This is a genomic window from Thermincola sp. GK-1 (assembly GCF_059412445.1).
The window spans coordinates 79,032-101,898 of sequence record NZ_JBSQAT010000004.1; the positions used below are offsets into that span (position 1 = coordinate 79,032).

Annotated in this window: 22 protein-coding genes and 2 riboswitches; of the genes, 13 read left to right on the forward strand and 9 right to left on the reverse strand. The window is 46.5% G+C overall.

All coding sequences use genetic code 11. The annotated features are described in order from the left end of the window. The first annotated feature begins 207 nt into the window (after positions 1 to 207). From iorA to ACSNJE_RS05085, 3 genes are read left to right on the forward strand one after another with little or no spacing between them, the layout of a single operon-like run. Positions 208 to 2,001, forward strand: a complete 1,794-nt coding sequence (gene iorA, locus ACSNJE_RS05075) for an indolepyruvate ferredoxin oxidoreductase subunit alpha (RefSeq protein ID WP_495252144.1) — start codon at positions 208 to 210, stop codon at positions 1,999 to 2,001. Then, positions 1,998 to 2,588: an indolepyruvate oxidoreductase subunit beta gene (locus ACSNJE_RS05080; protein ID WP_013121246.1), complete on the forward strand. Its 591-nt coding sequence runs from the start codon at positions 1,998 to 2,000 to the stop codon at positions 2,586 to 2,588. Before iorA ends, ACSNJE_RS05080 begins: the two co-directional genes overlap by 4 nt. A 36-nt stretch (positions 2,589 to 2,624) precedes the next feature. Next, complete coding sequence (locus ACSNJE_RS05085; RefSeq protein ID WP_461571187.1) at positions 2,625 to 3,875, forward strand: phenylacetate--CoA ligase family protein; 1,251 nt, start codon at positions 2,625 to 2,627, stop codon at positions 3,873 to 3,875. A 979-nt stretch (positions 3,876 to 4,854) separates the two neighbouring features. Here the strand turns inward: ACSNJE_RS05085 and ACSNJE_RS05090 are convergent. Further along, positions 4,855 to 5,793 carry a magnesium transporter CorA family protein gene (locus ACSNJE_RS05090; RefSeq protein WP_052219137.1) on the reverse strand — a complete coding sequence of 313 codons (939 nt, stop codon included), beginning with the start codon at positions 5,791 to 5,793 and terminating at the stop codon, positions 4,855 to 4,857. Positions 5,794 to 5,917: 124 nt separating this feature from the next. Beyond that, a riboswitch (M-box (ykoK) riboswitch) is annotated at positions 5,918 to 6,087 on the reverse strand. A 276-nt stretch (positions 6,088 to 6,363) separates the two neighbouring features. Here ACSNJE_RS05090 and ACSNJE_RS05095 point away from each other — a divergent pair. From ACSNJE_RS05095 to ppdK, 8 genes are all read left to right on the forward strand, one after another. Then, on the forward strand, positions 6,364 to 6,516 hold the full coding sequence (locus ACSNJE_RS05095) for a YqzL family protein (protein WP_083436985.1): 153 nt from the start codon (positions 6,364 to 6,366) through the stop codon (positions 6,514 to 6,516). Positions 6,517 to 6,590: 74 nt separating this feature from the next. Beyond that, positions 6,591 to 7,340, forward strand: coding sequence for a DNA repair protein RecO (recO, locus tag ACSNJE_RS05100; protein ID WP_495252145.1), 750 nt, complete (start codon positions 6,591 to 6,593; stop codon positions 7,338 to 7,340). Between the two features lie 46 nt (positions 7,341 to 7,386). Further along, a complete protein-coding gene (locus ACSNJE_RS05105) occupies positions 7,387 to 7,857 on the forward strand; it encodes a DUF4342 domain-containing protein (RefSeq protein ID WP_013121242.1) in 471 nt (156 codons plus the stop codon). 391 nt (positions 7,858 to 8,248) lie between these two features. Then, on the forward strand, positions 8,249 to 9,127 hold the full coding sequence (gene glyQ / locus ACSNJE_RS05110; protein ID WP_052219135.1) for a glycine--tRNA ligase subunit alpha: 879 nt from the start codon (positions 8,249 to 8,251) through the stop codon (positions 9,125 to 9,127). Positions 9,128 to 9,130: 3 nt separating this feature from the next. Continuing rightward, the gene (gene glyS / locus ACSNJE_RS05115) at positions 9,131 to 11,227 is read left to right on the forward strand and encodes a glycine--tRNA ligase subunit beta (RefSeq protein ID WP_495252146.1); all 2,097 of its coding nucleotides are present in this window, start codon (positions 9,131 to 9,133) and stop codon (positions 11,225 to 11,227) included. A gap of 331 nt (positions 11,228 to 11,558) precedes the next feature. Next, positions 11,559 to 12,194, forward strand: a complete 636-nt coding sequence (gene ccpN, locus ACSNJE_RS05120; RefSeq protein ID WP_013121239.1) for a transcriptional regulator CcpN — start codon at positions 11,559 to 11,561, stop codon at positions 12,192 to 12,194. A gap of 26 nt (positions 12,195 to 12,220) precedes the next feature. Continuing rightward, positions 12,221 to 13,036, forward strand: a complete 816-nt coding sequence (locus tag ACSNJE_RS05125; protein WP_013121238.1) for a pyruvate, water dikinase regulatory protein — start codon at positions 12,221 to 12,223, stop codon at positions 13,034 to 13,036. Then, entirely contained in the window at positions 13,026 to 15,689 is a 2,664-nt protein-coding gene (gene ppdK / locus ACSNJE_RS05130) for a pyruvate, phosphate dikinase (protein ID WP_474658923.1), read from the forward strand. The genes ACSNJE_RS05125 and ppdK overlap by 11 nt, the downstream gene beginning before the upstream one ends. A 119-nt stretch (positions 15,690 to 15,808) precedes the next feature. After that, positions 15,809 to 15,986, forward strand: a riboswitch (cobalamin riboswitch). Positions 15,987 to 16,582: 596 nt separating this feature from the next. Here the strand turns inward: ppdK and ACSNJE_RS05135 are convergent. Together ACSNJE_RS05135 and ACSNJE_RS05140 are read right to left on the reverse strand one after the other, a co-directional pair. Beyond that, positions 16,583 to 17,956 carry an ATP-binding protein gene (locus ACSNJE_RS05135; RefSeq protein WP_495252147.1) on the reverse strand — a complete coding sequence of 458 codons (1,374 nt, stop codon included), beginning with the start codon at positions 17,954 to 17,956 and terminating at the stop codon, positions 16,583 to 16,585. A gap of 191 nt (positions 17,957 to 18,147) precedes the next feature. Then, positions 18,148 to 18,294 carry a hypothetical protein gene (locus tag ACSNJE_RS05140; RefSeq protein ID WP_474658927.1) on the reverse strand — a complete coding sequence of 49 codons (147 nt, stop codon included), beginning with the start codon at positions 18,292 to 18,294 and terminating at the stop codon, positions 18,148 to 18,150. 57 nt (positions 18,295 to 18,351) lie between these two features. Between ACSNJE_RS05140 and ACSNJE_RS05145 the strand changes: the two genes are divergently transcribed. Both ACSNJE_RS05145 and ACSNJE_RS05150 read left to right on the forward strand, forming a co-directional pair. Next, positions 18,352 to 18,486 (forward strand): hypothetical protein, encoded by a 135-nt coding sequence (locus tag ACSNJE_RS05145; RefSeq protein WP_474658929.1) that lies wholly within the window; start codon positions 18,352 to 18,354, stop codon positions 18,484 to 18,486. A gap of 279 nt (positions 18,487 to 18,765) precedes the next feature. Then, positions 18,766 to 19,524: an acyl-[acyl-carrier-protein] thioesterase gene (locus ACSNJE_RS05150; protein WP_013121234.1), complete on the forward strand. Its 759-nt coding sequence runs from the start codon at positions 18,766 to 18,768 to the stop codon at positions 19,522 to 19,524. A 98-nt stretch (positions 19,525 to 19,622) separates the two neighbouring features. On the opposite strand, the gene ACSNJE_RS05155 is transcribed toward ACSNJE_RS05150, so the two are convergent. The 6 genes from ACSNJE_RS05155 to ACSNJE_RS05180 form a co-directional block, all read right to left on the reverse strand. Next, complete coding sequence (locus ACSNJE_RS05155; RefSeq protein ID WP_013121233.1) at positions 19,623 to 19,889, reverse strand: putative Se/S carrier protein; 267 nt, start codon at positions 19,887 to 19,889, stop codon at positions 19,623 to 19,625. Positions 19,890 to 19,895: 6 nt separating this feature from the next. Further along, a complete protein-coding gene (locus ACSNJE_RS05160; protein ID WP_013121232.1) occupies positions 19,896 to 20,105 on the reverse strand; it encodes a sulfurtransferase TusA family protein in 210 nt (69 codons plus the stop codon). Between the two features lie 22 nt (positions 20,106 to 20,127). Next, complete coding sequence (yedE, locus tag ACSNJE_RS05165; RefSeq protein ID WP_013121231.1) at positions 20,128 to 21,219, reverse strand: YedE family putative selenium transporter; 1,092 nt, start codon at positions 21,217 to 21,219, stop codon at positions 20,128 to 20,130. 324 nt (positions 21,220 to 21,543) lie between these two features. Then, positions 21,544 to 22,113 carry a manganese catalase family protein gene (locus tag ACSNJE_RS05170; protein ID WP_013121230.1) on the reverse strand — a complete coding sequence of 190 codons (570 nt, stop codon included), beginning with the start codon at positions 22,111 to 22,113 and terminating at the stop codon, positions 21,544 to 21,546. A 24-nt stretch (positions 22,114 to 22,137) separates the two neighbouring features. Beyond that, positions 22,138 to 22,404 carry a spore coat protein CotJB gene (locus tag ACSNJE_RS05175; RefSeq protein WP_013121229.1) on the reverse strand — a complete coding sequence of 89 codons (267 nt, stop codon included), beginning with the start codon at positions 22,402 to 22,404 and terminating at the stop codon, positions 22,138 to 22,140. 18 nt (positions 22,405 to 22,422) lie between these two features. Beyond that, complete coding sequence (locus ACSNJE_RS05180; protein WP_052219150.1) at positions 22,423 to 22,611, reverse strand: spore coat associated protein CotJA; 189 nt, start codon at positions 22,609 to 22,611, stop codon at positions 22,423 to 22,425. Positions 22,612 to 22,867: the final 256 nt, after the last annotated feature.

Below are 22,867 nucleotides of genomic sequence, written 5' to 3' on the forward strand. Positions count from 1 at the left end.
CAAAGTTTTTCTACTGACAAAAAAATCAAGTATGTGCTAAAATTAAATATAGCAGCTAAAAGTATAGAAGAGTTTTGAGATGAGCCTAGCCTAGCCTGTCTTGATACACATTTTTAAATAGAATCTTGTGGCCAGGTCTTACCAAAAACCTGGCTTTTTCTATAATAGAGACAGATTAGAAAAATTACTGCTCGGGAGGAAACAATAATGACAAAAAAAAAGCTTCTGATGGGCAATGAAGCCATAGCCAGAGGCGCTGTTGAAGCAGGAGTCAAGGTAGCTGCCGCTTATCCGGGAACCCCTTCTTCGGAGGTTTTCTCTACCCTTGCTCGTTTTGCTAAAGAGTACGGTTATTATGCTGAATGGTCTGTAAACGAAAAAGTTGCGCTGGAAGTTGCTGCTGGCGCCGCGTATGCGGGGGCGCGCGCCATAGTTTCTATGAAGCAGGTAGGTTTAAATGTGGCGGCGGACCCGTTAATGACTCTGGCTTATATAGGAATAAAAGGCGGGCTGGTTATAGTTGTGGCTGATGACCCGGGACCGCACAGCTCGCAAAATGAACAAGACACGAGAAAATTTGCCCAGTTTGCCAAACTGCCCGTATTTGACCCCAGTACTCCACAGGAAGCCAAGGACATGACTATTGCGGCCTTTGAACTTTCCGAACAGACTAAACTGCCTGTTATCTTACGGCCCACCACAAGAGTTTGTCATGTCTGCCAGGATGTAGTCATGGAGGAAGTCCCGAAAAAGGACCAGGCCTTTGTATTTGAAAAGGATCCTTCCTGGGTTATTTTCCCCAGTCTGGCATACCAAAAACACATCTGGTTAAACGAAATGCAGGAGGAGATTGCTGCTGCCTTTAATTATTCTCCTTTTAATAAATTAGTGTTGAAAAACCGTACAGGTGTGGTGACCTCGGGCGTGAGTTACAACTATGTGCGGGAAGCCCTGGCCCAACTGGGACAGGAGGTTTCCCTGCTTAAGGTTGGTACGCCTTATCCCCTGCCGGAGAAGCCCGTGCTGGAATTGCTACGGAATGTAGACAGGCTGATTGTTATCGAAGAACAGGAACCCGTGGTGGAAGACCAGATCATTAAAATAGCCTGGAAAAATAAACTTAATCTTTCCATCACCGGTAAAAATGATAAACTGGTGCCGCGGGAAGGGGAGTTGAATGTCGATAAAGTACGCGCTATCCTGGCCGGGTTTCTTGGGGTGGAAGATAAAACAACGGCGGAACAGAGCCCGCCGCCTCCGCTGCCGGCAAGGAACCCTGTCTTGTGCGCCGGGTGTCCGCACCGCGCTTCCTTTTTTGCGGCGAAAGAAGCTGTCAAAGGGAAACCTGCTGTTTTTGCCGGCGATATTGGCTGCTATACCCTTGGCGTAGCGCCGCCCCTGAATGCCATGGATACCTGTTTATGTATGGGTGCCAGTGTGACGATTGCATCGGGTTTGTCCAAAGTGGAATCCGGGGTCAAACACCTGGCCTTTCTGGGAGATTCGACCTTTTTCCACACCGGTTTGGCGGGACTGGTTAATGCCGTATATAATAACGCCGATATTACTTTGGTAGTTTTAGATAACAGCACCACGGCCATGACAGGGCACCAGCCCCATCCCGGACTGCCCTGTACGGCTACGGGTGTGAACGATAAAGTTATCAGTATTGCGGAAGTTTGCCGGGCTTTGGGTATAAGCCTGGTTAAAGAAGTCGATCCATACAACCTGGCTGAAGCAGTGGATGCTGTCAGGGAGGCTGTTGACTTTACAGGCCCTGCTGTTGTCATCATGAAACGGGAGTGTGTTTCCCTGGTTAAGCCTGCGAAAATTTGCTGGGTTACTGATAAATGTGTTGGTTGTAAAGTTTGTATGAACAAACTTGGTTGTCCTGCCCTTGTTCCTGCAGGCGAAAAAGTTATTATCGGAGCAACTTGTACGGGGTGTGGTGTTTGCCGGCAGGTTTGCCCGGCTGATGCCATAGAGGAGGTGGCAAAGTGAGCCAGGATATTGTAATTGCCGGAGTTGGCGGCCAGGGGACAGTCCTGGCTTCCCGGATAATTGCGGAAGCAGCCATTTTGGCCAACCAGCCTGTATTTACGTCTGAAACCATTGGTATGGCTCAGCGGGAAGGCTGTGTGACAAGCAATGTCCGTATTGGGGAACCCCTGTATGGCGCGGTCATCCCCGACGGTAAAGCGGATGTTTTAATAGGATTTGAACTGGCCGAGACAGTCAGGCTGCTGCCCAAGCTCAAGCCGGGCGGGACGGTTATAGCCAATGCTACTAAAATTGTTCCGGTGTCAGTGGCGACTGGAAAATCTGTTTACAATGAGGCCCAACTTAGCGAGTACCTTAACGAATGGCCCGGAAGCTGTTATATTTTTGACGCTTCCCGCTTAGCTGAGGAAGCCGGTAGTTTTAAAGCTGTAAATATAGTTATGCTGGGAGCCCTTTCCACACTACCCGACCTGCTTTTTACTTCCGAACAATTGTTGGAAGCAATTCTGGCCATGGTACCGCCAAAAACAACAGAAATAAATAAAAAAGCATTTCTTGCCGGCAGGCAAGCCTTGGGAGGGAGTTAAATGGCAATAAACAGAGATGCCATCCAAACAGAAAAGATGAATTTTGAGGATATTACCAAATACCAGGAGGAAAAGCTGCAGGCTTTGGTGCAGCGGCTGTTCAGAAACTCTCCTTTCTACCGCGAAAAACTAAGCCAGGCCGGTATTAAACCGGACGACATACGAACCATCCGGGATTTGGAAAGCGTGCCCATGACTGATAAAGGAGAACTTCGCAACGGCTACCCGTTGGGGTTGATGGCCGTGCCGGAAGAAGACGTGGTCAGGATTCACTCTTCCTCGGGGACCACAGGGAAACCGATAATCGTCCCTTACACGCAAAAAGATGTCATAACCTGGGCGGAGCTGATGGCTCGCTGCCTGGCTATGGCTGGAGTAACTAACCGTGACCGGGTGCAGATTACTCCCGGCTATGGGTTATGGACAGCCGGCATCGGCTTCCAGGCCGGGGTAGAACGCCTTGGGGCAATGGCTATACCCACGGGGCCCGGAAATACGGAAAAACAACTGGAAATGATGGTGGACATGGGAACCACAGTTATTATCGGTACATCGTCTTATGCTTTGCTGCTGGCCGAGGAGATTCACCGCCGTGGATTAGGGGATAAAATCAAACTGCGTATTGGTGTAATCGGTTCCGAACGGTGGAGCGACAAGATGCGCTCACGTATTGAGGAATACCTGCATATCGACAGTTTCGATATTTATGGCCTGACTGAAATTTACGGACCCGGCATCGCTATAGACTGTCCGTACCATACGGGTCTGCATTTCTGGTCTGACCACCTAATTTTCGAAATTATTGACCCTGACACGGGTAAACAACTGCCCCCCGGCGAACAGGGCGAACTGGTTATTACTACCCTGACCAAGGAAGGTATGCCTTTATTGAGGTACAGGACTCATGACATTACCAGAATTTTTGTGGAGAAGTGTCCTTGTGGCAGTCTGTATCCCATGATCGACAGGGTACTGGGCAGAACTGATGACATGATTAAGGTTAAGGCTGTAAATATTTACCCCGGCCAGATTGATGATGTCCTTAAGCTTACGCCCGGAGCTTGCAGTGAGTACCAGATTATTTTGACCCGTAAAGATGCCAAAGACCAGATCCTGATAAAGGTGGAGGCCGAACCGGGCGCTAGCCTCGAGCAGGTTGCCGGTGAATGCAGGAAAAACATAAAAGCGCGGATCGGCATTCTGGCTGATGTGGAGGCGGTACCAAGAGGTACTTTGCCCAGGTCAGAGAAAAAGAGCAAGCGGGTATTTGATATGCGGGATGTTTAAAGGCTGTTAGTTATGGGACACTCCCTAGGCTATGGCAAAGGTCTCCGGGATAAATTTGGAGAGCTTAAATATTTTCCGGAGCGGGGCTCCAGTATAATCCGCGCAACCAGGACACGGAGAATTAATGGTGAAAGCAAAGTATATAGCTTATTCTAAAAGTGAAATTTTAATTAGCTTCTTAGTAATTTTCTCGTTCAATTTTTTCTCTGTGTTTTCTCTGTGTTTTCTCTGTGTTCTCTGAACTCTCTGTGGTATTTTCTGAAACCGTAGAGCCTCCCAAAGAAGACATTTCAAGTAATGACTTCTCTGTGGTAAACTATCTCCGTGCGCAGCTCCGGAGCAACGTTTGTTTCACCGGGCAGCGGCTCCTATTTTTCTTTCTCCCCTCCTACGGCAGGATAGGGAGGGTTCTCCGCCTACCGTTTGGGAGCGACTGTGCCCGCAAACCCGCTGCCGGGCAGGCAGGGAGTTCCCGTATGCCCGAAGATGGCGAAAATACCGTTTTGAGGCTTTACTACTGCATTTACTCTGCAGGATATCAAAAAACCGCTGCACATTAAAGTGATGAGTTGCGACTTAGTGGAGGGCGGATAGACAGTGTTTACGACAGTGAGGGCTTGAAATTGCCGTTTCCGACACGGACGTCGGAAACCCGGCCATTGAGTCACGGATGACGATTTGGCCGGGTTCGGCAATTTCAAACGAACGGAGTTTACACTGTCTCCGCCCGTAACTTTTAAGCAACGTTTACTTTATGTGCAGCGGTTTTTCCGCCGAAACTGCAATATAAGCCATCGAGTTCGGGAACGCTGGCTGAACGGCAAGGGTTTGCAGCACCAAGCTCCCGGGTAGTGGAGACCCTCCTACCCTGCCGCCATTCTCCAGCATAAAGTTTCCGTGGTAGCGGAGAGCCCACCCAACCCTACAATTGAGTGGCTTGGAAAAATTGGAGCGAGGAATCATTTAAGCTCCCATTAAACTAAAACAGTTTTCGCTTGGCAAGTATTAAGGTTGTTGCGAATGAAACGAACAGGGTCAAAAGGATAATAAAGGTGAAGGCGTGTTCATTGTTCTGAAACGGAAGACTGACATTCATGCCAAAAAAACTGGCCACCATGGTTGGAATGGCGAGGACTATGGTTATCGAGGTAAGAAATTTCATCACCATATTTAGGTTATTGGAGATAACCGACGCAAAAGCATCCATCATGCCGCTTAAAATGTTGCTGTATATATGAGCCATTTCAATGGCCTGTTTATTTTCTATAATGGTGTCGTCCATCAGATCTTCGTCTTCCGGGTACATTTTCAGGAAACCGCCCCTTAACAATTTTTCCATGACGATTTCGTTAGCCCTTAAGGATGTAGTAAAATAAACCAAACTCTTTTCCAGGTTCAGGAGAGAAAACAGCTCCTGGTTTTTCATAGACTTGTGCAGTTGTTTTTCTATTTCATCAGTTTTCCGGTTTATCTGTTTCAGGTACCGCAGGTAATAAGTTGCTATTCGGTACAGCAGTTGCAGAATAAACCGGGTTTTTTTAAAGGTAAAAAAACCTTTAATTCTGTTTTGGGCGAATTCGTTCAGGATAGGGTTTTCTTTGAGACAGACGGTGACAAAATAACTGTCGTCAACAACTATCATACCAAGGGGTATGGTATCAAAATAACATTCGTTGTCTTCGATATTTAGAATAGGAATATCCACGATGATTAATAATATATTGTCTTCTTTTTCAATACGCGCTTTTTCTTCTTCGTCCAGGGGATCCCGCAGGAAATTGGGCTCGATGCCAAGTTCTTTTGAAACAAGCTGGATTTCAGGCTCAGTCGGGTTGACCAGGTTGACCCAACAGCCTTTTTCGAAAGTATCGAGTTCATGAAACTGCCCGTCTATTGAAGATTTGAATATATTAATCACCGGGAACACTCCTTTCTTGTGATTATAAATCTATTTTGTTCAAAAATTGAAAAATGTTTTGTTCAAAAAGAAAAAAAACACCTTCCCGAAGAAGATGTTTACGATAAAACAAAAATGCATATCGCGACCACCTTCCTCGTCTGAGCTTTGGCACATACATAGCTAGAGTTCTACAACTCAGCCACATTAGGTAAAACCTTAATCCGGTAGTACCTGTTGACCCATTGGCGTCTCTCGACATTTCCGGGCAGTGGCGTATGGTCTATGCAGAAGCCTCACCTAACAAAGAATGGGGTTTTTGATTCTGTTTAAGTTAAGAAAATGAAAAACGGAAATCCTTTTTGCTGATTTTAGTATATGATGTAAGTTTTAAAATGTCAATGCAGACTTGTACTTTTACATTAAACCAGTTTTTTTAAGGTGAAACTGGAATTAACCAGCTAGTATAGTCTGCATCTCTTCCGGTCAATCTAATACTGTAAAAATTGAATAAGGTTTAAAAGGAAAATATTTAGCTGCATATACTTTAGTGTATGCAAGATTCACCTGAGCGGAAAGGGGTTGCTTGCGATGGTCAGCAGTGATGTATTTTGGAAGTTATTTGAAAATACCGGACACATTGGCGCTTATTTGCTATATAAAGATTATAGTAACGAAGAAATGGCGCTAACAGGCAATAATTCCGCGGAAACTCAGAATGTGGCAACGGGAGGCGAATATTGAAGGAAAAGGAATCCGCTTGCCCTTGTCGAATAGGTAACCCGTAGCTATACATTTATGAAAAGAAGTGGGACATGATGAGATTATATAAAACTGATGCTTTGGTGCTACGGGTCCGGGATTTTTCGGAAGCCGATAGGATAGTGACTTTATACACCTATAGCCGTGGAAAAGTGCAGGCTATAGCGAAAGGCAGCCGAAAAACAAAAAGTCGCAAAAGGGGAGCGGTCCAGCCTTTTACATACGGTAATTTCCTCCTTTATCAGGGACGTTCTCTGGATACGATAACCCAATGTGAACCCAAAGAATCGTTCAGTCACTTGCGGGAAGACCTTGTTAAACTGGCTTATTCCACTTATTTAACGGAATTGGTGGATGGTTTTACGGCCGAAGGAGAGCCGAATGAGCAGGTTTTTCTTTTATTGCTGACAACTTTTTACCTTTTGTTAAAAGATAATCCAGGCCTGTTGGTGCGGGCTTTTGAATTAAAGCTGTTAAATATTTTAGGATACTGCCCGCAGTTGGAGAGTTGTGTTCATTGTCACGGACCCGTGGCAGGCAATGCTGCGAAAGTCAGGTTCAGTTCCCGCCTTGGTGGGGGTTTATGTGATGAATGTTCCGGCCATGACCCATTTGCTACAACTATACAAATGGGCAGTCTAAAAACTATGCAACAATTGTTAAAATGGGATATTCGCCGGCTACAGGTTCTCAAAGTTCCCGAAGAAAGACAGCAAGAAATCGCGGCTATTTTGAGACATTATATCGATGAACGGATTGAGCGGAAGTTAAAATCAACTGTTTTCCTCGATACCGTTCTACAATAAATTCGGATGATTTGCACAAACTATAAAGCAGAAAGGAGGCTTTAAAATGACAGTGGACCTGGACTTGGAAAAGATAGATATTATTCGTGAAAGGTTAGACGTCTCTTACCGGGAAGCCAAAGAAGCTTTGGAAAAAACCAATGGTGATATTATTGAAGCTTTGGTTTTGCTGGAAGAACAGGCGAGCGAGAACTGGTCAGACCGCGCTCAGAAAAAAGGCGAAGAAGTGATAAACCAAATTAAAACCTATATAAAAAAGGGAACTGATACGAAGATAAAAGTCAAACAGGGTGACAAGACCTTGTTTGAAGTACCGGCTACCTTGGGGGCGCTGGGGGTGCTGGGGGCCTTGGCCAACACCCAGTTAGCTCTTGTTGCCGGTATAGGTACCATTGCGGCCATGGCTAACAAAGTAACTCTGGAACTGGAGAAAAATAGGAAAGATGACGAAAATAATTCAGACGAAGCAAAACCGGCCAATAACCCGACCAATGAATATATGGACGTCCGGCATTAAGTTGCCTGCTTGACTTTTAATATCTAATTTGCTAAAGTATTATCAAAATGGATAATGTTGCGTGATGAGGGAGAAAGTAGCCGTATGTTTACTGCCAAGAGAGCCGGTGGTGGTGGAAATCCGGCCAGAGGCATACGGGGAAAGGCGCTCCTGAACGGCAGGAGGAAAGGGCCCTGGCCTGAGTAAAGCCTGCAGAAAAGAAAGTGGGTCAATGTTTTTTGGCCAAGCAGGGTGGAACCGCGGGAAATTCCTCTCGTCCCTGGCAATTTGCCGGGGATGGGAGGTTTTTTAATTGGCAATTTATAGTTGACAATTAACCATAACCCTGCAGCTTGTAGTCAATTATCAGTTATCAATTGTCAATTATAAACTTCAAAAAGGGGAGGTTTATATGAATTTTCAGGACATTATTTTAACTCTCAATAAGTTTTGGTCTGAACGCAACTGTATTATTCAACAGCCTTACGATGTTGAAAAAGGGGCAGGTACCATGAATCCCGCCACATTTTTACGGGTCCTGGGACCGGAACCGTGGAATGTGGCTTATGTAGAGCCATCCAGGCGGCCTACTGACGGGCGTTATGGGGATAACCCCAACCGCTTGCAACATTATTATCAATACCAGGTTATTTTGAAGCCGCACCCGGAAAATGTGGTGGAAATTTACCTGGATAGTTTGCGGGCCATTGGTATCAACCCCGAAGAACACGATATTAGATTTGTGGAAGACAACTGGGAATCCCCTACTTTGGGCGCTTGGGGGTTGGGCTGGGAAGTATGGCTTGACGGCATGGAAATCACTCAGTTTACATATTTTCAACAGTGCGGCGGCTTAGACTGCAAACCTGTCTGTGCTGAAATTACCTATGGCCTGGAGCGGTTGGCTACATTTATTCAAAAGAAAGACAGTGTCTTCGATATCATCTGGGTGGACGGAATAACTTACGGCGACGTTCACCACCAGGGAGAAGTTGAACACTCGCACTACAATTTTGAAATTGCCGACACTGATATGCTTTTTAACGCCTTTAACATGTTTGAAAAAGAGGCTGTCAGGGTAATTGAAAAAGGTTTTGTCCTGCCGGCCTATGATTATGTGTTGAAATGTTCCCACACCTTTAATTTATTAGACGCCCGGGGGGCCATCAGTGTTACTGAACGGCAAGGATATATCGCCAGAGTGAGAAACATGGCCAGGTTATGTGCGCAGGCATATGTCGAACAAAGGGAGAGGATGGGCTTTCCCTTATTGAAGAAAGGGGGAAAGTAAGTCATGGCCAAAGATTTTTTACTGGAAATCGGGACAGAAGAAATTCCGGCCAGATTTATGGATGATGCTTTGGTGCAGCTTGGGGCCATAACGGGCGAATTGATAAAAGAATACAGGTTTAAGACGCCGGATGAAAAGGGAGCAGTGCAGGTATATGGAACTCCCAGGCGGTTGGTGGTAAGCATCAGCAATTTGGGGGAAACCCAGGAATCGGCAGAAAGCGAGGCTAAAGGTCCTTCCGTGAAAGCCGCCTATGACGAGCAGGGGCAGCCCACAAAAGCTGCTTTGGGCTTCGCCCGGAGCCAGGGTGTAGCAGTAGAAGACCTGGTAGTTAAAAATACGGGGGCCGGGGAATACGTCTTTGCAGTCAAAAGGGAAGAAGGCCGCAATGTGGCAGAATTGCTGCCGGAATTTTGCCTGCAGTTGATTAACGGGCTCAGTTTCCCCAAACCCATGCGCTGGGCTGATCATGAGATGCGCTTTGTGCGGCCTATCAGGTGGATTTTGGCTCTGTACGGGGAAGATGTTATTAATTTTCAGGTTGCCGGCACCGTAAGCGGCAGAACTACTAAGGGCCACCGTTTTTTAGGCAAAGGTGAGGCAGAAATTGCCAATCCTGCTGATTATTTTCGGCGGATAGAAAAGGAATTATTTGTTGTCATAGATCCTGAGGAAAGAAAGAGGCGGATAACCAGGGAGGTAGAAGCTTTAACCAAACAGGCGGGCGGTTATTTTAAGGAAGATGATGATTTTAGAGAACTCCTTGATGAAGTTGTCCACCTGGTAGAATATCCCGTTGCCTTGACAGGAAGTTTCGAACCTGATTTTCTGAAACTACCAAAAGAAGTGGTAGTTACGCCTATGCGGGAACACCAGCGGTATTTTCCCGTGGAAAAAGAGGATGGCCAGTTGCTGGACAAGTTTATCGCCATCAGTAATGGCATTAATAATGACCTGGTCAGGGAAGGCAATGAAAAAGTTCTCCGGGCCAGGTTAGCCGATGCAAAATTCTTCTATGACGAGGACTTAAAAGTACCCTTGGCCGAAAACGTGGACAAACTTAAGAAAATCGTTTTTCAGGAAAGCCTGGGTACTGTTTACGACAAGGTTGAACGAATTATCAAGCTGGGAACTTATCTCGCCGAAGCACTGCAAATTGATGGCGCTGTACAGGAAACCATTAAAAGGGCCGGCTACCTTTGCAAAGCTGACCTGGTAAGCAACATGGTATATGAATTTCCCGAACTGCAGGGGGTAATGGGTAAAGACTATGCCCGGCACAGCGGCGAAACCGATGCGGTAGCGGAAGCTATATTCGAACACTACCTGCCCAGGTTTGCCGGCGATATTTTACCGGAAGCAAAAGCAGGCCAGATATTGAGTATTGCCGATAAAATGGATACGGTAGTCGGGTGTTTCGCTGTCGGTATCCAGCCTACCGGTTCCCAGGACCCCTATGCACTGAGGCGCCAGGCATTGGGAATCTGTCATGTCATTGTTAATTCCGGCCTGCGGGTTTCTTTAAGCGCGATGGTAAAACGGGCATATGACAATTATGAAGGAAAAATCGAAGCAAAATTAAATAAGGAGGAGACTGTTGCCGAAGTGCTGGAATTTTTCCGGCAGCGGATTAAGAATATCCTGGAAAACAAGGCCATCAGCTACGATGTAATTGAAGCTGTCCTGGCATCGGGTTACGATGATTTGATTGATACGGTCAATAGGGCAGAGGCGCTGACCAACCTGCGCAACCAGGAAATTTTTGATAAGTTGTTAAGGGCTTATAACCGGGTGGCAAATCTGGCTAATAAAGCCGAGACTGAAGATATTGAACCTGCACTATTAAAGGAAGAAGCTGAAAAAGCCCTTTATAAAGAATTTTTGACAGCTTCCGAAGAGTTTAGGACTTACCTGAAAGAAGGGCAGTACAGGCAGTTGTTTCAGCGGTTTGCTCTCCTTCAGCAGCCCATAGATAATTACTTTGAGCAAGTTATGGTAATGGTTGACGATGAACAGATTAAGAATAACCGGTTAGCGCTGTTAAAGCAGATTACTAACTTGATGCTGCCCATAGCCGACCTGACCAAAATTGTCCAGTAAATGACAAAGCGAGCCGTGAAGTTGGTTTTGTTCCACATGTTTGTATGATATTAAGAGACCTTAGGGTTCCTTTTTACGCTTATATTTCAGTTGGCGTGTAGAGTCTAGCGGGTAAAGACGGATAAATCCGGCTCCCGCCTTGAGGGAACCTTAAGGTCTTTTTTGAAAAATCGGTCTATGTCGGCAAATGGTTAAATACTATATTTTCTGGGTAAAAAATGTAGAACATTAGTACAAAAAGGCAGGACTTTTCTCAAATATCGCGTATAATTATATAGTATATTTGTTCTATTAGTATAACACATTGTCTTCAGGGAGGGTAGTGACCGAAGTGGAACTTACCAAACGCCAGGAACAAATCGTAGAAATAGTCAAGCAGGAAGGCCCTATTACCGGTAGACAAATTGCTGAAAAACTGTCCCTGATCAGGGCAACCTTACGCCCTGACCTAACCCTGTTGACTATGGCCGGCATTTTGGAAGCCCGGCCGCGGGTCGGTTATATTTTTACCGGGAAAACGATTAATAGTCTGGTTGCCCAGAGGATCAATAAAATTAAAGTAAAAGATGTTTGTTCTTTTCCTTTTGTTCTTGATGAGCAAGTCAGCGTTTACGATGCTATTGTCAGCATGTTTATGGAAGATGTAGGAACATTGTTTATTACTAAAAATGGTTACCTGGAAGGGGTGGTTTCCAGAAAAGATCTTTTAAAAGCAACCATGGGTGGCATGGATGTTTCCAAAGTGCCGGTAATGGTTGTGATGACTAAGATGCCCAATGTAGTTACAATCAATCCTGATGACCCCATTTTGCTCGCTGCTCAGAAACTGGTGTCCAGGGAAATTGATGCCCTGCCCGTTGTGGAAGTGAAAACCCTGGCCAACGGCGAAGAAAAATTGCGGGTTACCGGCAGGATAACAAAAACAACTATTACCAAGCTCTTTGTTGAGTTAGGCGAAACCCGTTAGGAGGTGAAGGTGTTTCAACCGATACAATGCAGCCAAAAGTTTACGTGGTATCCGACTCGGTAGGAGAAACAGCAGAATTCGTTGTAAGAGCTGCGGCAAGCCAGTTCAACGGAGGAAATATTGATATAAGGACAATTCCCTATGTTAATAATGTCCATCATATCAAAGAGATTGTAGCTGAAGCCAAACAGGAGCCTGCAATAATTGCATATACACTGGTGCTCCCGGAACTTCGTGATGCCCTTGTGCAGGAAACGGTAAACCTGGGTGTAACGGCTGTGGATATTATGGGGCCAATGGTGGAGGCCCTGGCCAATATGCTGGACAAAACGCCAAAGATGAAGCCGGGCCTTCTCCATAAGTTGGACAAAGAATATTTTCGGAAAGTCGAGGCCATAGAATTTGCCGTCAAATATGATGACGGAAAGGACCCCAGAGGGATAAATTATGCCGATGTGGTCATCATTGGGGTATCCCGGACCGGTAAAACCCCCTTATGCATGTATCTGGCACATAAAAGGGTGAAAGCTACCAATATTCCTCTGGTCCCGGAAGTGGCAGCTCCGGCCGATCTTTTTATCCTGCCTCCGAAGAAAGTAATTGGCTTAACGATTAAACCCGAACAGCTAAACGAAATCCGCCGTGAACGACTAAAGACCCTTGGGTTAAAATCCGGGGCCGATTATGCCAGCATGGAACGAATTTTAAAGGAACTGGACTATGCAGAAGAAATTATGCGTAAAATCAACTGCCCTATTATTGATGTTACTAACAAAGCCGTGGAAGAAACGGCCAGTAAAGTTTTAGAAATAGTTAATAAGGGGGATGGATATGGCAAATAAGAAGTATGTTTACCTGTTTAAAGAAGGCAAAGCGGATATGAGGGATTTGCTGGGAGGCAAGGGCGCTAACCTGGCGGAAATGACAAACATCGGTCTTCCCGTGCCACCAGGATTGACCATTACCACAGAGGCATGCAACGAATATTATGCCCAGGGCAAAAAGTGGCCTGAAGGATTGGAAGAAGAGCTTAAAGAAAAGTTGGCCAGCCTTGAGGAAATGGCCGGGAAAAAGTTTGGGGACGCCAAAAACCCGTTACTGGTATCCGTTCGTTCTGGGGCCAAGTTTTCGATGCCCGGTATGATGGATACCATTCTGAACCTGGGGCTCAATGAACAAACCTGCCAGGGTATGATCGAAGCCACTCAGAATGAACGCTTTGTTCTGGACTGCTACCGCAGATTTATCCAAATGTACAGCAACGTAGTTCTGGGTGTAGATCATTATAAATTTGAAAATGTTTTAGAAGCCCAAAAGGAGAAAAAAGGCGTTCATTACGACACGGAACTGGATGCTGAAGATTTAAGAGCAATAGTTGCCGAATACAAGAATGTAGTTTTAAGAGAAACGGGAAAACCATTCCCCGAAGACCCCATGGAACAGTTATTCGGCGCTGTTACTGCCGTATTTGGCTCCTGGAACAACCAAAGGGCCATAGTTTACCGGAAGCTTAACGGTATCCCCGATGATCTGGGTACAGCCGTGAACGTTCAGCTAATGGTTTTCGGTAATATGGGTAATGACTGCGGTACCGGCGTCGCCTTTACCAGGAACCCGTCTACCGGTGAAAAAAAGCTTTACGGCGAGTATCTTATTAACGCGCAGGGCGAAGACGTAGTTGCCGGTATCAGAACTCCGCAGCCCATCAGCAAGTTGGAAGAGGAAATGCCAGAAATCTACCAACAGTTTCTTGATATCTGCAAGCTCCTCGAAAACCACTACAAGAACATGCAGGATATTGAGTTTACTATTGAAAGAGGTAAGTTGTACATATTACAGACCCGTCATGGAAAGAGGACAGCGCCGGCTGCTATCAAGATAGCGGTGGATATGGTAGAAGAAGGCCTTATTGATAAGAAAGAAGCTATCTTAAGAGTAGAGCCCGGTCAGTTAGACCAACTCCTCCACCGGAGAATTGACCCCAATGCCAAATTTGAAGTAATCGCTAAAGGATTACCTGCCTCTCCCGGCGCTGCCTGCGGCCAGGTAGTATTCGATGCTGACGAGGCCGAAAAATTGGGCCAGCAGGGCGTAAAAGTTGTGTTGGTACGGACCGAGACAACACCTGATGATATCCACGGCATTGTGGAAGCTCAGGGCGTATTGACCAGCCGTGGCGGTATGACCAGCCACGCAGCCGTTGTTGCCCGCGGTATGGGTAAACCTTGTGTATGCGGCTGTGAAGCAATCAAAATTAATTACGAAGGCAAATATTTTACTGTTGACGGTGTTACAGTTAAAGAGGGCGACGTAATTTCTATCGATGGCGCTACCGGCCAGGTCATTCTTGGTGAAGTGCCCATGATTGACCCGGAGATTTCCGGTGAATTCCAGAAACTGCTTTGCTGGGCCGATGAACTGAGAACCATGTCCGTAAGGGCTAATGCTGATACTCCAGAAGACGCAGCCAGGGCACGGGAATTTGGCGCTGAAGGTATCGGCCTCTGTCGTACCGAGCACATGTTTATGGCTCAGGATAGACTGCCTGTTGTTCAGCAGATGATTTTGGCCGAAACCCTGGAAGAAAGAAATGCCGCTCTGGAAAAATTACTGCCCATGCAGCAGGGAGATTTTTACGGCATTTTAAAGGCCATGGCAGGTTTCCCTGTTTACATCCGGTTGCTTGACCCACCACTGCATGAGTTCCTGCCCAACCAGGAAGAACTGGCCGTTGAGATCGCCGAGTTGAAATGTACTAATGGGGATCCCAAGGTTATTGCTGAAAAAGAAGAACTGCTCAAGAAAGTACGTCAACTGCATGAGTTTAACCCCATGCTTGGGCACCGGGGCTGCCGTCTGGGCGTAACCTTCCCGGAAATTTATGCTATGCAGGTTCGCGCTATTTACCAGGCTACGGCGCAGTTAGTGAAGGAAGGTGTTGATGCTAAGCCGGAGGTTATGATCCCGCTGGTTATTCATGCCAACGAGCTCAGGATGCTGCGTGAACAGGCCGTTGAAATAGCCAAACAAGTACAGGAAGAAACAGGTGTTACTTTTGATATCCATGTAGGAACGATGATTGAGATGCCGAGAGCTGCTGTCACAGCCGATGAGATTGCGGAATTTGCTGATTTCTTCTCCTTTGGCACCAATGACCTGACCCAGACCACCCTGGGCTTTAGCCGGGACGATGCTGAAGGTAAGTTCCTACAGGATTACCTGGCCAAGAAAATTCTTACCGATAACCCCTTTATTGTCCTCGACCAGGGCGGTGTGGGCAAATTGGTTAAAATGGGTACCGAACTCGGCCGGCAAGCCAACCCAAAACTCAAAGTGGGTATCTGCGGTGAACATGGAGGCGAGCCCAGTTCCATCGCCTTCTGTCACCGGGTAGGCATGGATTATGTCAGCTGTTCTCCGTTCCGCGTGCCTATTGCCCGTCTGGCAGCAGCCCAGGCAGCTGTAGGTGGCGAAAGTGCAGTCAGTACCAAATAAAGAAACCAAATTCAGGAATACAGGCTGCAATTAAGCAAAGGGTGGCGTTTTTGCCACCCTTAAATTCGTTTTTTACGGTAGACTTTTCGAAAGGATTATGTTATAATTTTTAAGAACTTAAAATTGGATTTGTTTCAGGTGCCCTTATAAGGGATAATAGGGAAACAGGTGAAAATCCTGTACGGTCCCGCCACTGTGAATGGGGAGCAACCCAAAGAAGGCCACTCGGATTTCCGGGGAAGGTTTGGGAAGCGTTGAGCCATGAGTCAGGAGACCTGCCTGGGACAAAGGTGCAGCGCCCTTCGGGAGAAAGGGAAGTACCGGATAAAGTTAACGGTTTTCCTGGTTTCTTTTGAGGCCAGGATTTTTATTTCTAAACCTGTTAAACCCATTTTCCATTTGGTAGAGAAATACTCTCTACCATTTTTTTTGCCGTTTTGTTAATTTTTTATGGAAACCGACCTATTTTTGTAATATAATTTTAATATAATCGTAAGGAAAAGCCTTTATCTTCCAAAAAAATTGGAGCTAGAGTGCAGAATATGAGAGCCTGTGGCAAACCCTCCTTGGACAAATTATTGAAAAATCAGGAAGATTTTTGATGAGACTGTGGGGGAATTTTATGAAATCAGGCAGCGCTTTAACCTATAGGGTGATATTGTATACGGTTTTAGCCGCTGGGTTGATATTGGCGTCCATAGACTTTTACCGTAATTTTAACGGCCTTTGCACAGCTTGTACGGGCAGGTGCTCAGCGGTGTCTTTGTTGGCTATTATAATTCCTGTATTGTTTTTGGTGGGGTCAGGTAAAACATAAAAAAACCACTAAAGAGGGAAGTTTGAAAGGGGCTCAGTTCATACGTGAACGGCCCCCTCATTATTTTTCCTAACTGTCAAAAATGTGTTTTTTCCAGGGCCAGTTCACCTTCCAATTGATCGATAAACTGTTTTGCCGACCTGCCGGAGCGACCGTTGTGTAGCATGGACCACTGTATCGCCCGCTGCCTCAAAACAGCGGGGTCCAATGCGATGCTTCTCTGGATAGCCAGATTTTCCACTATTTCCAGGTAGGTTTTTTGGTCAGGAGCAGGGAATATCACCGTTATCCCGAAACGGTCCGACAATGACAGTTTCTCCTGCATCGTATCCTGAATCCTGATTTCCTCCGAATCCTTGTATACTGTAGAAACAGTCCTGTCGCTGAATTTTTCTTTTACCAAGTGGCGTCTGTTTGATGTGGCATAAATCAACACATTGGCCGGGCGTGCTTCCAGGCTTCCTTCCAAAATCGCTTTCAGGGCCAGGTATTCTGTTTCGGTTTCTTCAAAGGAAAGGTCATCGACAAAAATAATAAATTTTTGCGGATGACGTTTCAGGACATCCAACAGGCTTGGTAGGTCAGACAACTGCTTTTTGGTCATTTCCACCAGCCGGAGCCCTTTTATGAAAAACTCGTTTAACAGGGCCTTGACCGTTGACGATTTGCCCGTGCCCCGGTCTCCGTATAATAAAATATTATTGGCCGGATAACCGGCAATAAATTGCCTGGTATTGTCAATAACTACCTTTCGTTCCGTTTTATATCCTACCAGATTATCCAGCCTGACGGGGTCCGGCTGGGGAATCCCCTTTAACTTTTTATCCTCTCCGGACCATTTGAAGGCAATATACTTGGCGAAAATTCCACAGCCTTTCTGCTGGTAAAAGTCTGCCAGTTTTTCCAGGCAGGATTCCCAAGCGGGAGTTTCCATAAACATGTTTTTTATTTGGTGGTTTTCCAGGTTAGTATTACTTGGTGGGTTTTGGCCCCCAAAGACGTGCCAGTCCGGGTATGCTGAATCTGAAGCAAATCCACAAGCCTTTTTAACAACGGATGTGGCGTAAAATAACTGCTGCAGCAGCTTCATGTCGTAACCGGCCGCTTTGATCAGGGAAGGACTCATATCTCTCAGGGACATTTTTTGGGCCTGCAGGGAAAAAGGGTTTTCATCAGTAATTATGAAATCAAGTAAAAAGTTCTGCCAGGCATCGCCCACACAGGGCTCTCCCGATAACTCCGCGTCCTTGCACAGGGTATGCAGTAAAGTATGGTAAGCGGATACAATTTCCAGAGGCTCCACTTCCTTGGCTCTTAACAGGCTTAGGAGGTTGTATAACTGTGTACCGGCATCTGTTGTCAGGAGGTTCCGGTATAAAGATAAACCGGCAAAGGCTAACTGCAGTTGAAATAACTGGTTGTCCAATTGTTTGGATTCTTTTTTAGGCATAAAGGTTCCTCCACCATATGTTTTAGAAACGATTTGGTATATGCTTTCGGCAAAAATTGCAAATTCCCTGCTGCCTTTAACATCTGGTGGCGGAAGGGTGGGAGGGGTGACCCGGCTGCCCCGGAGCTTGGTGCTGCAAACCCTTGCCAGGAAGGCAGAGTTCCCGAACTTGATGGCTCATAGTGCATTTGTCACGAGTCAGGCCGCCTCCCGTCCGGGCACTCAACATGAGTTGAACGCCGGACTTCCCGGCGGCCTTCGCCATCTTTAAACATGCGGGAACTCCCTGCCTGCCTTGCTGCGGTTTTGCGGGCGCAGTCGCTCCTTAACGGTAGCATTGGCACCCCACCCACCCTTCCGTAATCACTTAGCTGCTGTGGAGGTAAAACAATAAGTTGCGACTTGGTGGAGGGCGGGTAGACAGTGTTAACGACAGTGAAGGCTTGAAATCGCTGTTTCCGGCACGGACGCCGGAAACCCGGCCACGAGTCACGGATGACGATTTGGCCGGGTTCAGCGATTTCAACTGAACGGAGTTTACACTGTCTCCGCCCGTAACCTCGAAGCAACGGTTGTTTTACCTCCATAGCGGTTACCGGACTTCCTGGCCAGGTTTTGCAGCATAAAGCTCCTTGGTAGCGGAGAACCCTACCCACCCTTCTGTGGTTGAAGGAAGGCGTAGCCTCGGAGCAACGGTTGTTTCACCATTACAGTGACAGTTACTAACCTATGCCTTAAAAAACTGCGCAATATAAGTTATAATTGTAGTGGAACTTTTTGACTGTGCATAACTGGAAAGGAGCAAAGCAATGGAACCCTATCAGACAAGCATCCCTGTTCATTATTACGAAATCAACAACCACCGGCAGGCATCGCCGGTAGCCATTTTAAATTATCTTGAAGAAGCTGCCATCAGGCATTCAGAATCTGTGGGCTGGGGTATAGAGAAACTGTTGGCAAACAGCCGGGGTTGGCTTTTGACCCGTTGGTCCTTACATATGCAAAAATACCCCCAATGGGGTGAAACAGTAAATATTGAGACATGGCCTTATAAGTTTGAACGGTTTTATGCTACCCGGGAATTCAGGATTAGTGACAGGGAGGGTAGAGTACTCGGAGCAGCCACCACACTCTGGGTTTTCTTTGATTTGCGCCGCAAGCGGCCGGTCAGGATACCGCCGGATATTTATGATGCATATGGTACAGGGGCGGAGAGGATGGTGGCAGACGAATTTGCCGATTTACCGGTCGTAGATGAGCCGGAAATTAAACTGGAGTTCAGGGTGCGATTAAGCGATATTGATACCAACGATCATGTGAACAACACAAAATATGTTGAATGGCTGCTGGAAACGGTGCCGCTCTCCGTGCACAACGGGTTTTTGCTTTCTTCCGTGGAAATAGCTTATAAGAAAGAAACAAGCTACGGTTCCACGGTATTATGCGGGATAAAAGAAACGGAAGCAGGAGAGAGGCAGACAACCTTTTTACATATCATTTTGGACAAGGACAGCGGGACAGAACTGGCCAGAGCCCGTACTGTATGGCAAAAAAGAAGTAAAATTTGACTTTTCTTTTCGTGAGGGAACCTAGGGCTATAAATCAGGAAAAGTAGCCGAAACCCTTATCGGGAAGCTACTTTTCCTTAATTTCAGCTTACCTGTTTTTATCTTAAGAGTTTGTCCCATAAACTCGAAGTTCCGGTAAACTTTAACCGGTGGAAGTCTTCAACGGGCAGACGGGAGCTCTCAATAACATTAAAGTATTTTGCATGCTCAGAACAGTTATACATTATGGCCATGCCACAACTTGATGTGATTTCCCTGGGGATAGGTACGACGGAGAAATCAAGACCGCGGGCCCTGAGGATTTTCTCTGCCTGCAAAACGTGATATGAGCTTGGAAAAGTTATAAAACATTTTTCCTTTCTCATGGCATGCTACTTTTTTAATGTGAGAGTTATATAATCTTCCTGATCTGTGACATCTATCTCCCACCCCAGGTTTTTGGCCATAAAGGTAATATTGTCTTTGGCGGCTCCTGAATTGACCATGACTTGTAAGGTACCTGTAACCATTTCTTCAAGCTCCCTCCTGACCGTCAGTACCGGTTCCGGGCAGGCCAGTCCCCGAACATCCAGAGTTTTCAAAACCAATCCCTCCTCAGTGTATTTATTCCAACATTTTTACAGATGATTTCACTGACAAACTTCCTTTCGTTTCCCATTTCCTGAACAGGTAACCGATGGCTGCAGTTAAGGCCAACCCAATTAAAACCGCTATCTGTCCGTTTGCAGGCACTCCCTTGGGGCTGGCAGCGATACCAAAGTTATGGGCCAGGGCTGCTCCAAACAGCATGCCCAATACGGTAACAGCAGAATCTGAGTTGCCTTCTGAAGCCAGGACCAACTGGCGGAGAGGGCATCCGCCCAGCAAAGCTGCCGAAAAACCGGCCAGGGCCATACCCAGAAAATTCCAGAGGGCTTCTGTGTGGGCAATAGGCTGTTCGGCAAAACCCGGTTTAAAGCCCCCTGTCAGCAGGTTACCGACCAAAACAACCACGAAGATCACAGCAAATCCAGAAATGAGGTGGAAATTTTTAAACAAAACCATATCTCTTACTCCGCCGGCCAGACACAGGCGTGAGCGCTGGCTAAGAGCACCTATTACAATACCGGCGCTCAGGGAAATAAACAGGGGAGCGTGCATAGAACCGGGTCCTTCCTGGCTGAAGACAAAGAGAGAAGGGGATGTCAGTAGTAAGATTAACAGGACTAGAACCATCAGGGGAAAAACATAACCGTTAGCTTTCGGCTGACTGCCGGCACGTCCCAGCGAAAAACCTTTTCTGATGAGGAGAGTTCCTGCCACAACGCCTGCTATTAATCCTGCTAATCCGACCAGAGCATTCAGATCTCCTGCACCTAACCGAAGTGCCACGCGTAAAGGGCAACCGAGGAATACCAGCATACCTATCATCATGGTAAGCCCCAGTATAAAACGAATCAGCGGGCTTGAACCGCCGGTAGCCCGAAAGTCCCCTGTTGCTCTTGCGGTGAGGAAGGCCCCTAAAACAATGCCGAGAATCTCCGGTCGCATGTATTGAACCAACTTGGCCTGGTGGAGCCCCAGGCTTCCTGAGACATCCCGGAGGAAGCAGGCAATACATACGCCCATATTGGCAGGATTCCCCAGTTTGACCAGGGTCAGTGCCAGTAACCCGATTATTGCACCGGTCAGGATGATTAATTTTTTGTTTCCCATTTTATACCTCCTTGACATAAAATAATTTCCTTAATAAATATTACAATATTTTGCTATTAATACCTGCTATTGTGGCAATAAAAAGTTTTTATAATAATTCAGGAAGGGATTACAGTTATTTATCACTTGCTGTTGCAAGAATTCTTCAGGATTCTGCTGCTAAACTACTTACATAAAAGAGAGCCGCAGGATTTCCGGAGCAGGGACTAAAATCATCCATCGGTCCGCGAGCCGCATAAGCGGGAGCGGTGACCAATGGAGATTTCGTCCTTGAGCGGAGGAAACCTACGGCTCTCTTTAATATTTATTGTTTTACCGGTTTTATTAACACTTCTTCTTGTGCATCCACATATGCACATCATCCAGGGCTTCGCCGAAACGCTGGAAGTGGACAACTTCCCTTTCCCTCAGGAAGCGCAGCCCGTCGCGCAGGCACGGGTCATCGGTAAGATTGATCAGGTGTTCATAAGTAGCTCTGGCCTTTGCTTCGGCAGCCAGGTCTTCCTGCAGGTCGGCCACCGGGTCGCCTTTGGACTGTATATACTTGGCTGACCATGGGTTGCCGGCCGCGTCTATATAGAAAAGGGCGCGGTCATGGTCAGCATAGTAGGTATCCAGACCGGCCGCTTTTATTTCTTTTAACGGAGCATCCCGGAGCAGCTTGTATACCATGGTGGCCACCATTTCCATATGGGCCAGTTCTTCGGTACCTATGTCGGTAAGAACGGCCTGGGCTTTTCTGGTGGGCATGCTGTACCTTTGGGTCAGGTATCGGAGGGAAGCGGAAAGTTCGCCGTCGGGCCCGCCGTACTGGGTTATTATAGCCTTGGCCATTCTGGGGTCAGGTTTCCTGACGCGAATAGGGTACTCCAGTTTTCGTTCATATATCCACATTAATATTTAATACCTCCTTCTAGATTAATATTCAATTTCCCACGGCCATGGTTCTTCCACCCATTTCCAGGGGAATTGGGTTGGGGCAGTCCCATGCAGGGCTAAAGGACCGTAAAGCTGTTCATATTCTGCCTTCAGTTTCTGCAGCATGCAGGTGTAACGGTTGTAGTCTTTCAAGGCTCTCATATCATAGGGGTGTGTATCCAGGAATAAACCAAGTTCAATAGTGGCAAACTCTACCATCATAATTTCTTCCAGCATTTGGACCCTTCTTTTGTCGTATCTATGCATAACTGCGCCTCCTTTCGGTTACCAGGGTTTTCTTTGGTAAGGGTCGTACAGTTCCTGAAAGATTGTGCCCTTGTGAAATCCCTCCGGTAAAGGGAAGAAACATCTGTACCTCTGGTATGGAACATACGCTTGACCGTATCTGATGACAGGCATATAGACGTCGTCGCGGTAAGGGTAGGCAGGCCATATATGACCGTAGTGATACATGAATATATCCCTCCTGCATAGAAATAGCTTTTTAATTACAATATGCAAAAAGGGAACGAAGTGCTAAAAGGGTTAAAATGCGCAAGTTTTTAAACACATAAATTTGCCAGCATTGCTGCAATTGCCGAGGAAAACACATAATTCCAAATATTCCGAAAATATGTTGTGAAAATGGGGCAGTTATGTTATAATTTACTAGGAATTTCACAGTGGGCAATTATGTTGTTTCGGGTAAAGGGTTACCTGGAGGAAGGAA

Excerpts from the sequence above, each read along its gene's own strand:
- iorA (WP_495252144.1), top strand. The coding sequence starts at position 208 with ATGACAAAAAAAAAGCTTCTGATGGGCAATGAAGCCATAGCCAGAGGC.
- ACSNJE_RS05085 (WP_461571187.1), top strand. The coding sequence starts at position 2,625 with ATGAATTTTGAGGATATTACCAAATACCAGGAGGAAAAGCTGCAGGCT.
- ACSNJE_RS05095 (WP_083436985.1), top strand. The coding sequence starts at position 6,364 with ATGGTCAGCAGTGATGTATTTTGGAAGTTATTTGAAAATACCGGACAC.
- recO (WP_495252145.1), top strand. The coding sequence starts at position 6,591 with ATGAGATTATATAAAACTGATGCTTTGGTGCTACGGGTCCGGGATTTT.
- ACSNJE_RS05105 (WP_013121242.1), top strand. The coding sequence starts at position 7,387 with ATGACAGTGGACCTGGACTTGGAAAAGATAGATATTATTCGTGAAAGG.
- glyQ (WP_052219135.1), top strand. The coding sequence starts at position 8,249 with ATGAATTTTCAGGACATTATTTTAACTCTCAATAAGTTTTGGTCTGAA.
- glyS (WP_495252146.1), top strand. The coding sequence starts at position 9,131 with ATGGCCAAAGATTTTTTACTGGAAATCGGGACAGAAGAAATTCCGGCC.
- ACSNJE_RS05125 (WP_013121238.1), top strand. The coding sequence starts at position 12,221 with ATGCAGCCAAAAGTTTACGTGGTATCCGACTCGGTAGGAGAAACAGCA.
- ppdK (WP_474658923.1), top strand. The coding sequence starts at position 13,026 with ATGGCAAATAAGAAGTATGTTTACCTGTTTAAAGAAGGCAAAGCGGAT.
- ACSNJE_RS05135 (WP_495252147.1), bottom strand. The coding sequence starts at position 17,956 with ATGCCTAAAAAAGAATCCAAACAATTGGACAACCAGTTATTTCAACTG.
- ACSNJE_RS05140 (WP_474658927.1), bottom strand. The coding sequence starts at position 18,294 with ATGCTACCGTTAAGGAGCGACTGCGCCCGCAAAACCGCAGCAAGGCAG.
- ACSNJE_RS05150 (WP_013121234.1), top strand. The coding sequence starts at position 18,766 with ATGGAACCCTATCAGACAAGCATCCCTGTTCATTATTACGAAATCAAC.
- ACSNJE_RS05155 (WP_013121233.1), bottom strand. The coding sequence starts at position 19,889 with ATGAGAAAGGAAAAATGTTTTATAACTTTTCCAAGCTCATATCACGTT.
- yedE (WP_013121231.1), bottom strand. The coding sequence starts at position 21,219 with ATGGGAAACAAAAAATTAATCATCCTGACCGGTGCAATAATCGGGTTA.
- ACSNJE_RS05170 (WP_013121230.1), bottom strand. The coding sequence starts at position 22,113 with ATGTGGATATATGAACGAAAACTGGAGTACCCTATTCGCGTCAGGAAA.
- ACSNJE_RS05175 (WP_013121229.1), bottom strand. The coding sequence starts at position 22,404 with ATGCATAGATACGACAAAAGAAGGGTCCAAATGCTGGAAGAAATTATG.
- ACSNJE_RS05180 (WP_052219150.1), bottom strand. The coding sequence starts at position 22,611 with ATGTATCACTACGGTCATATATGGCCTGCCTACCCTTACCGCGACGAC.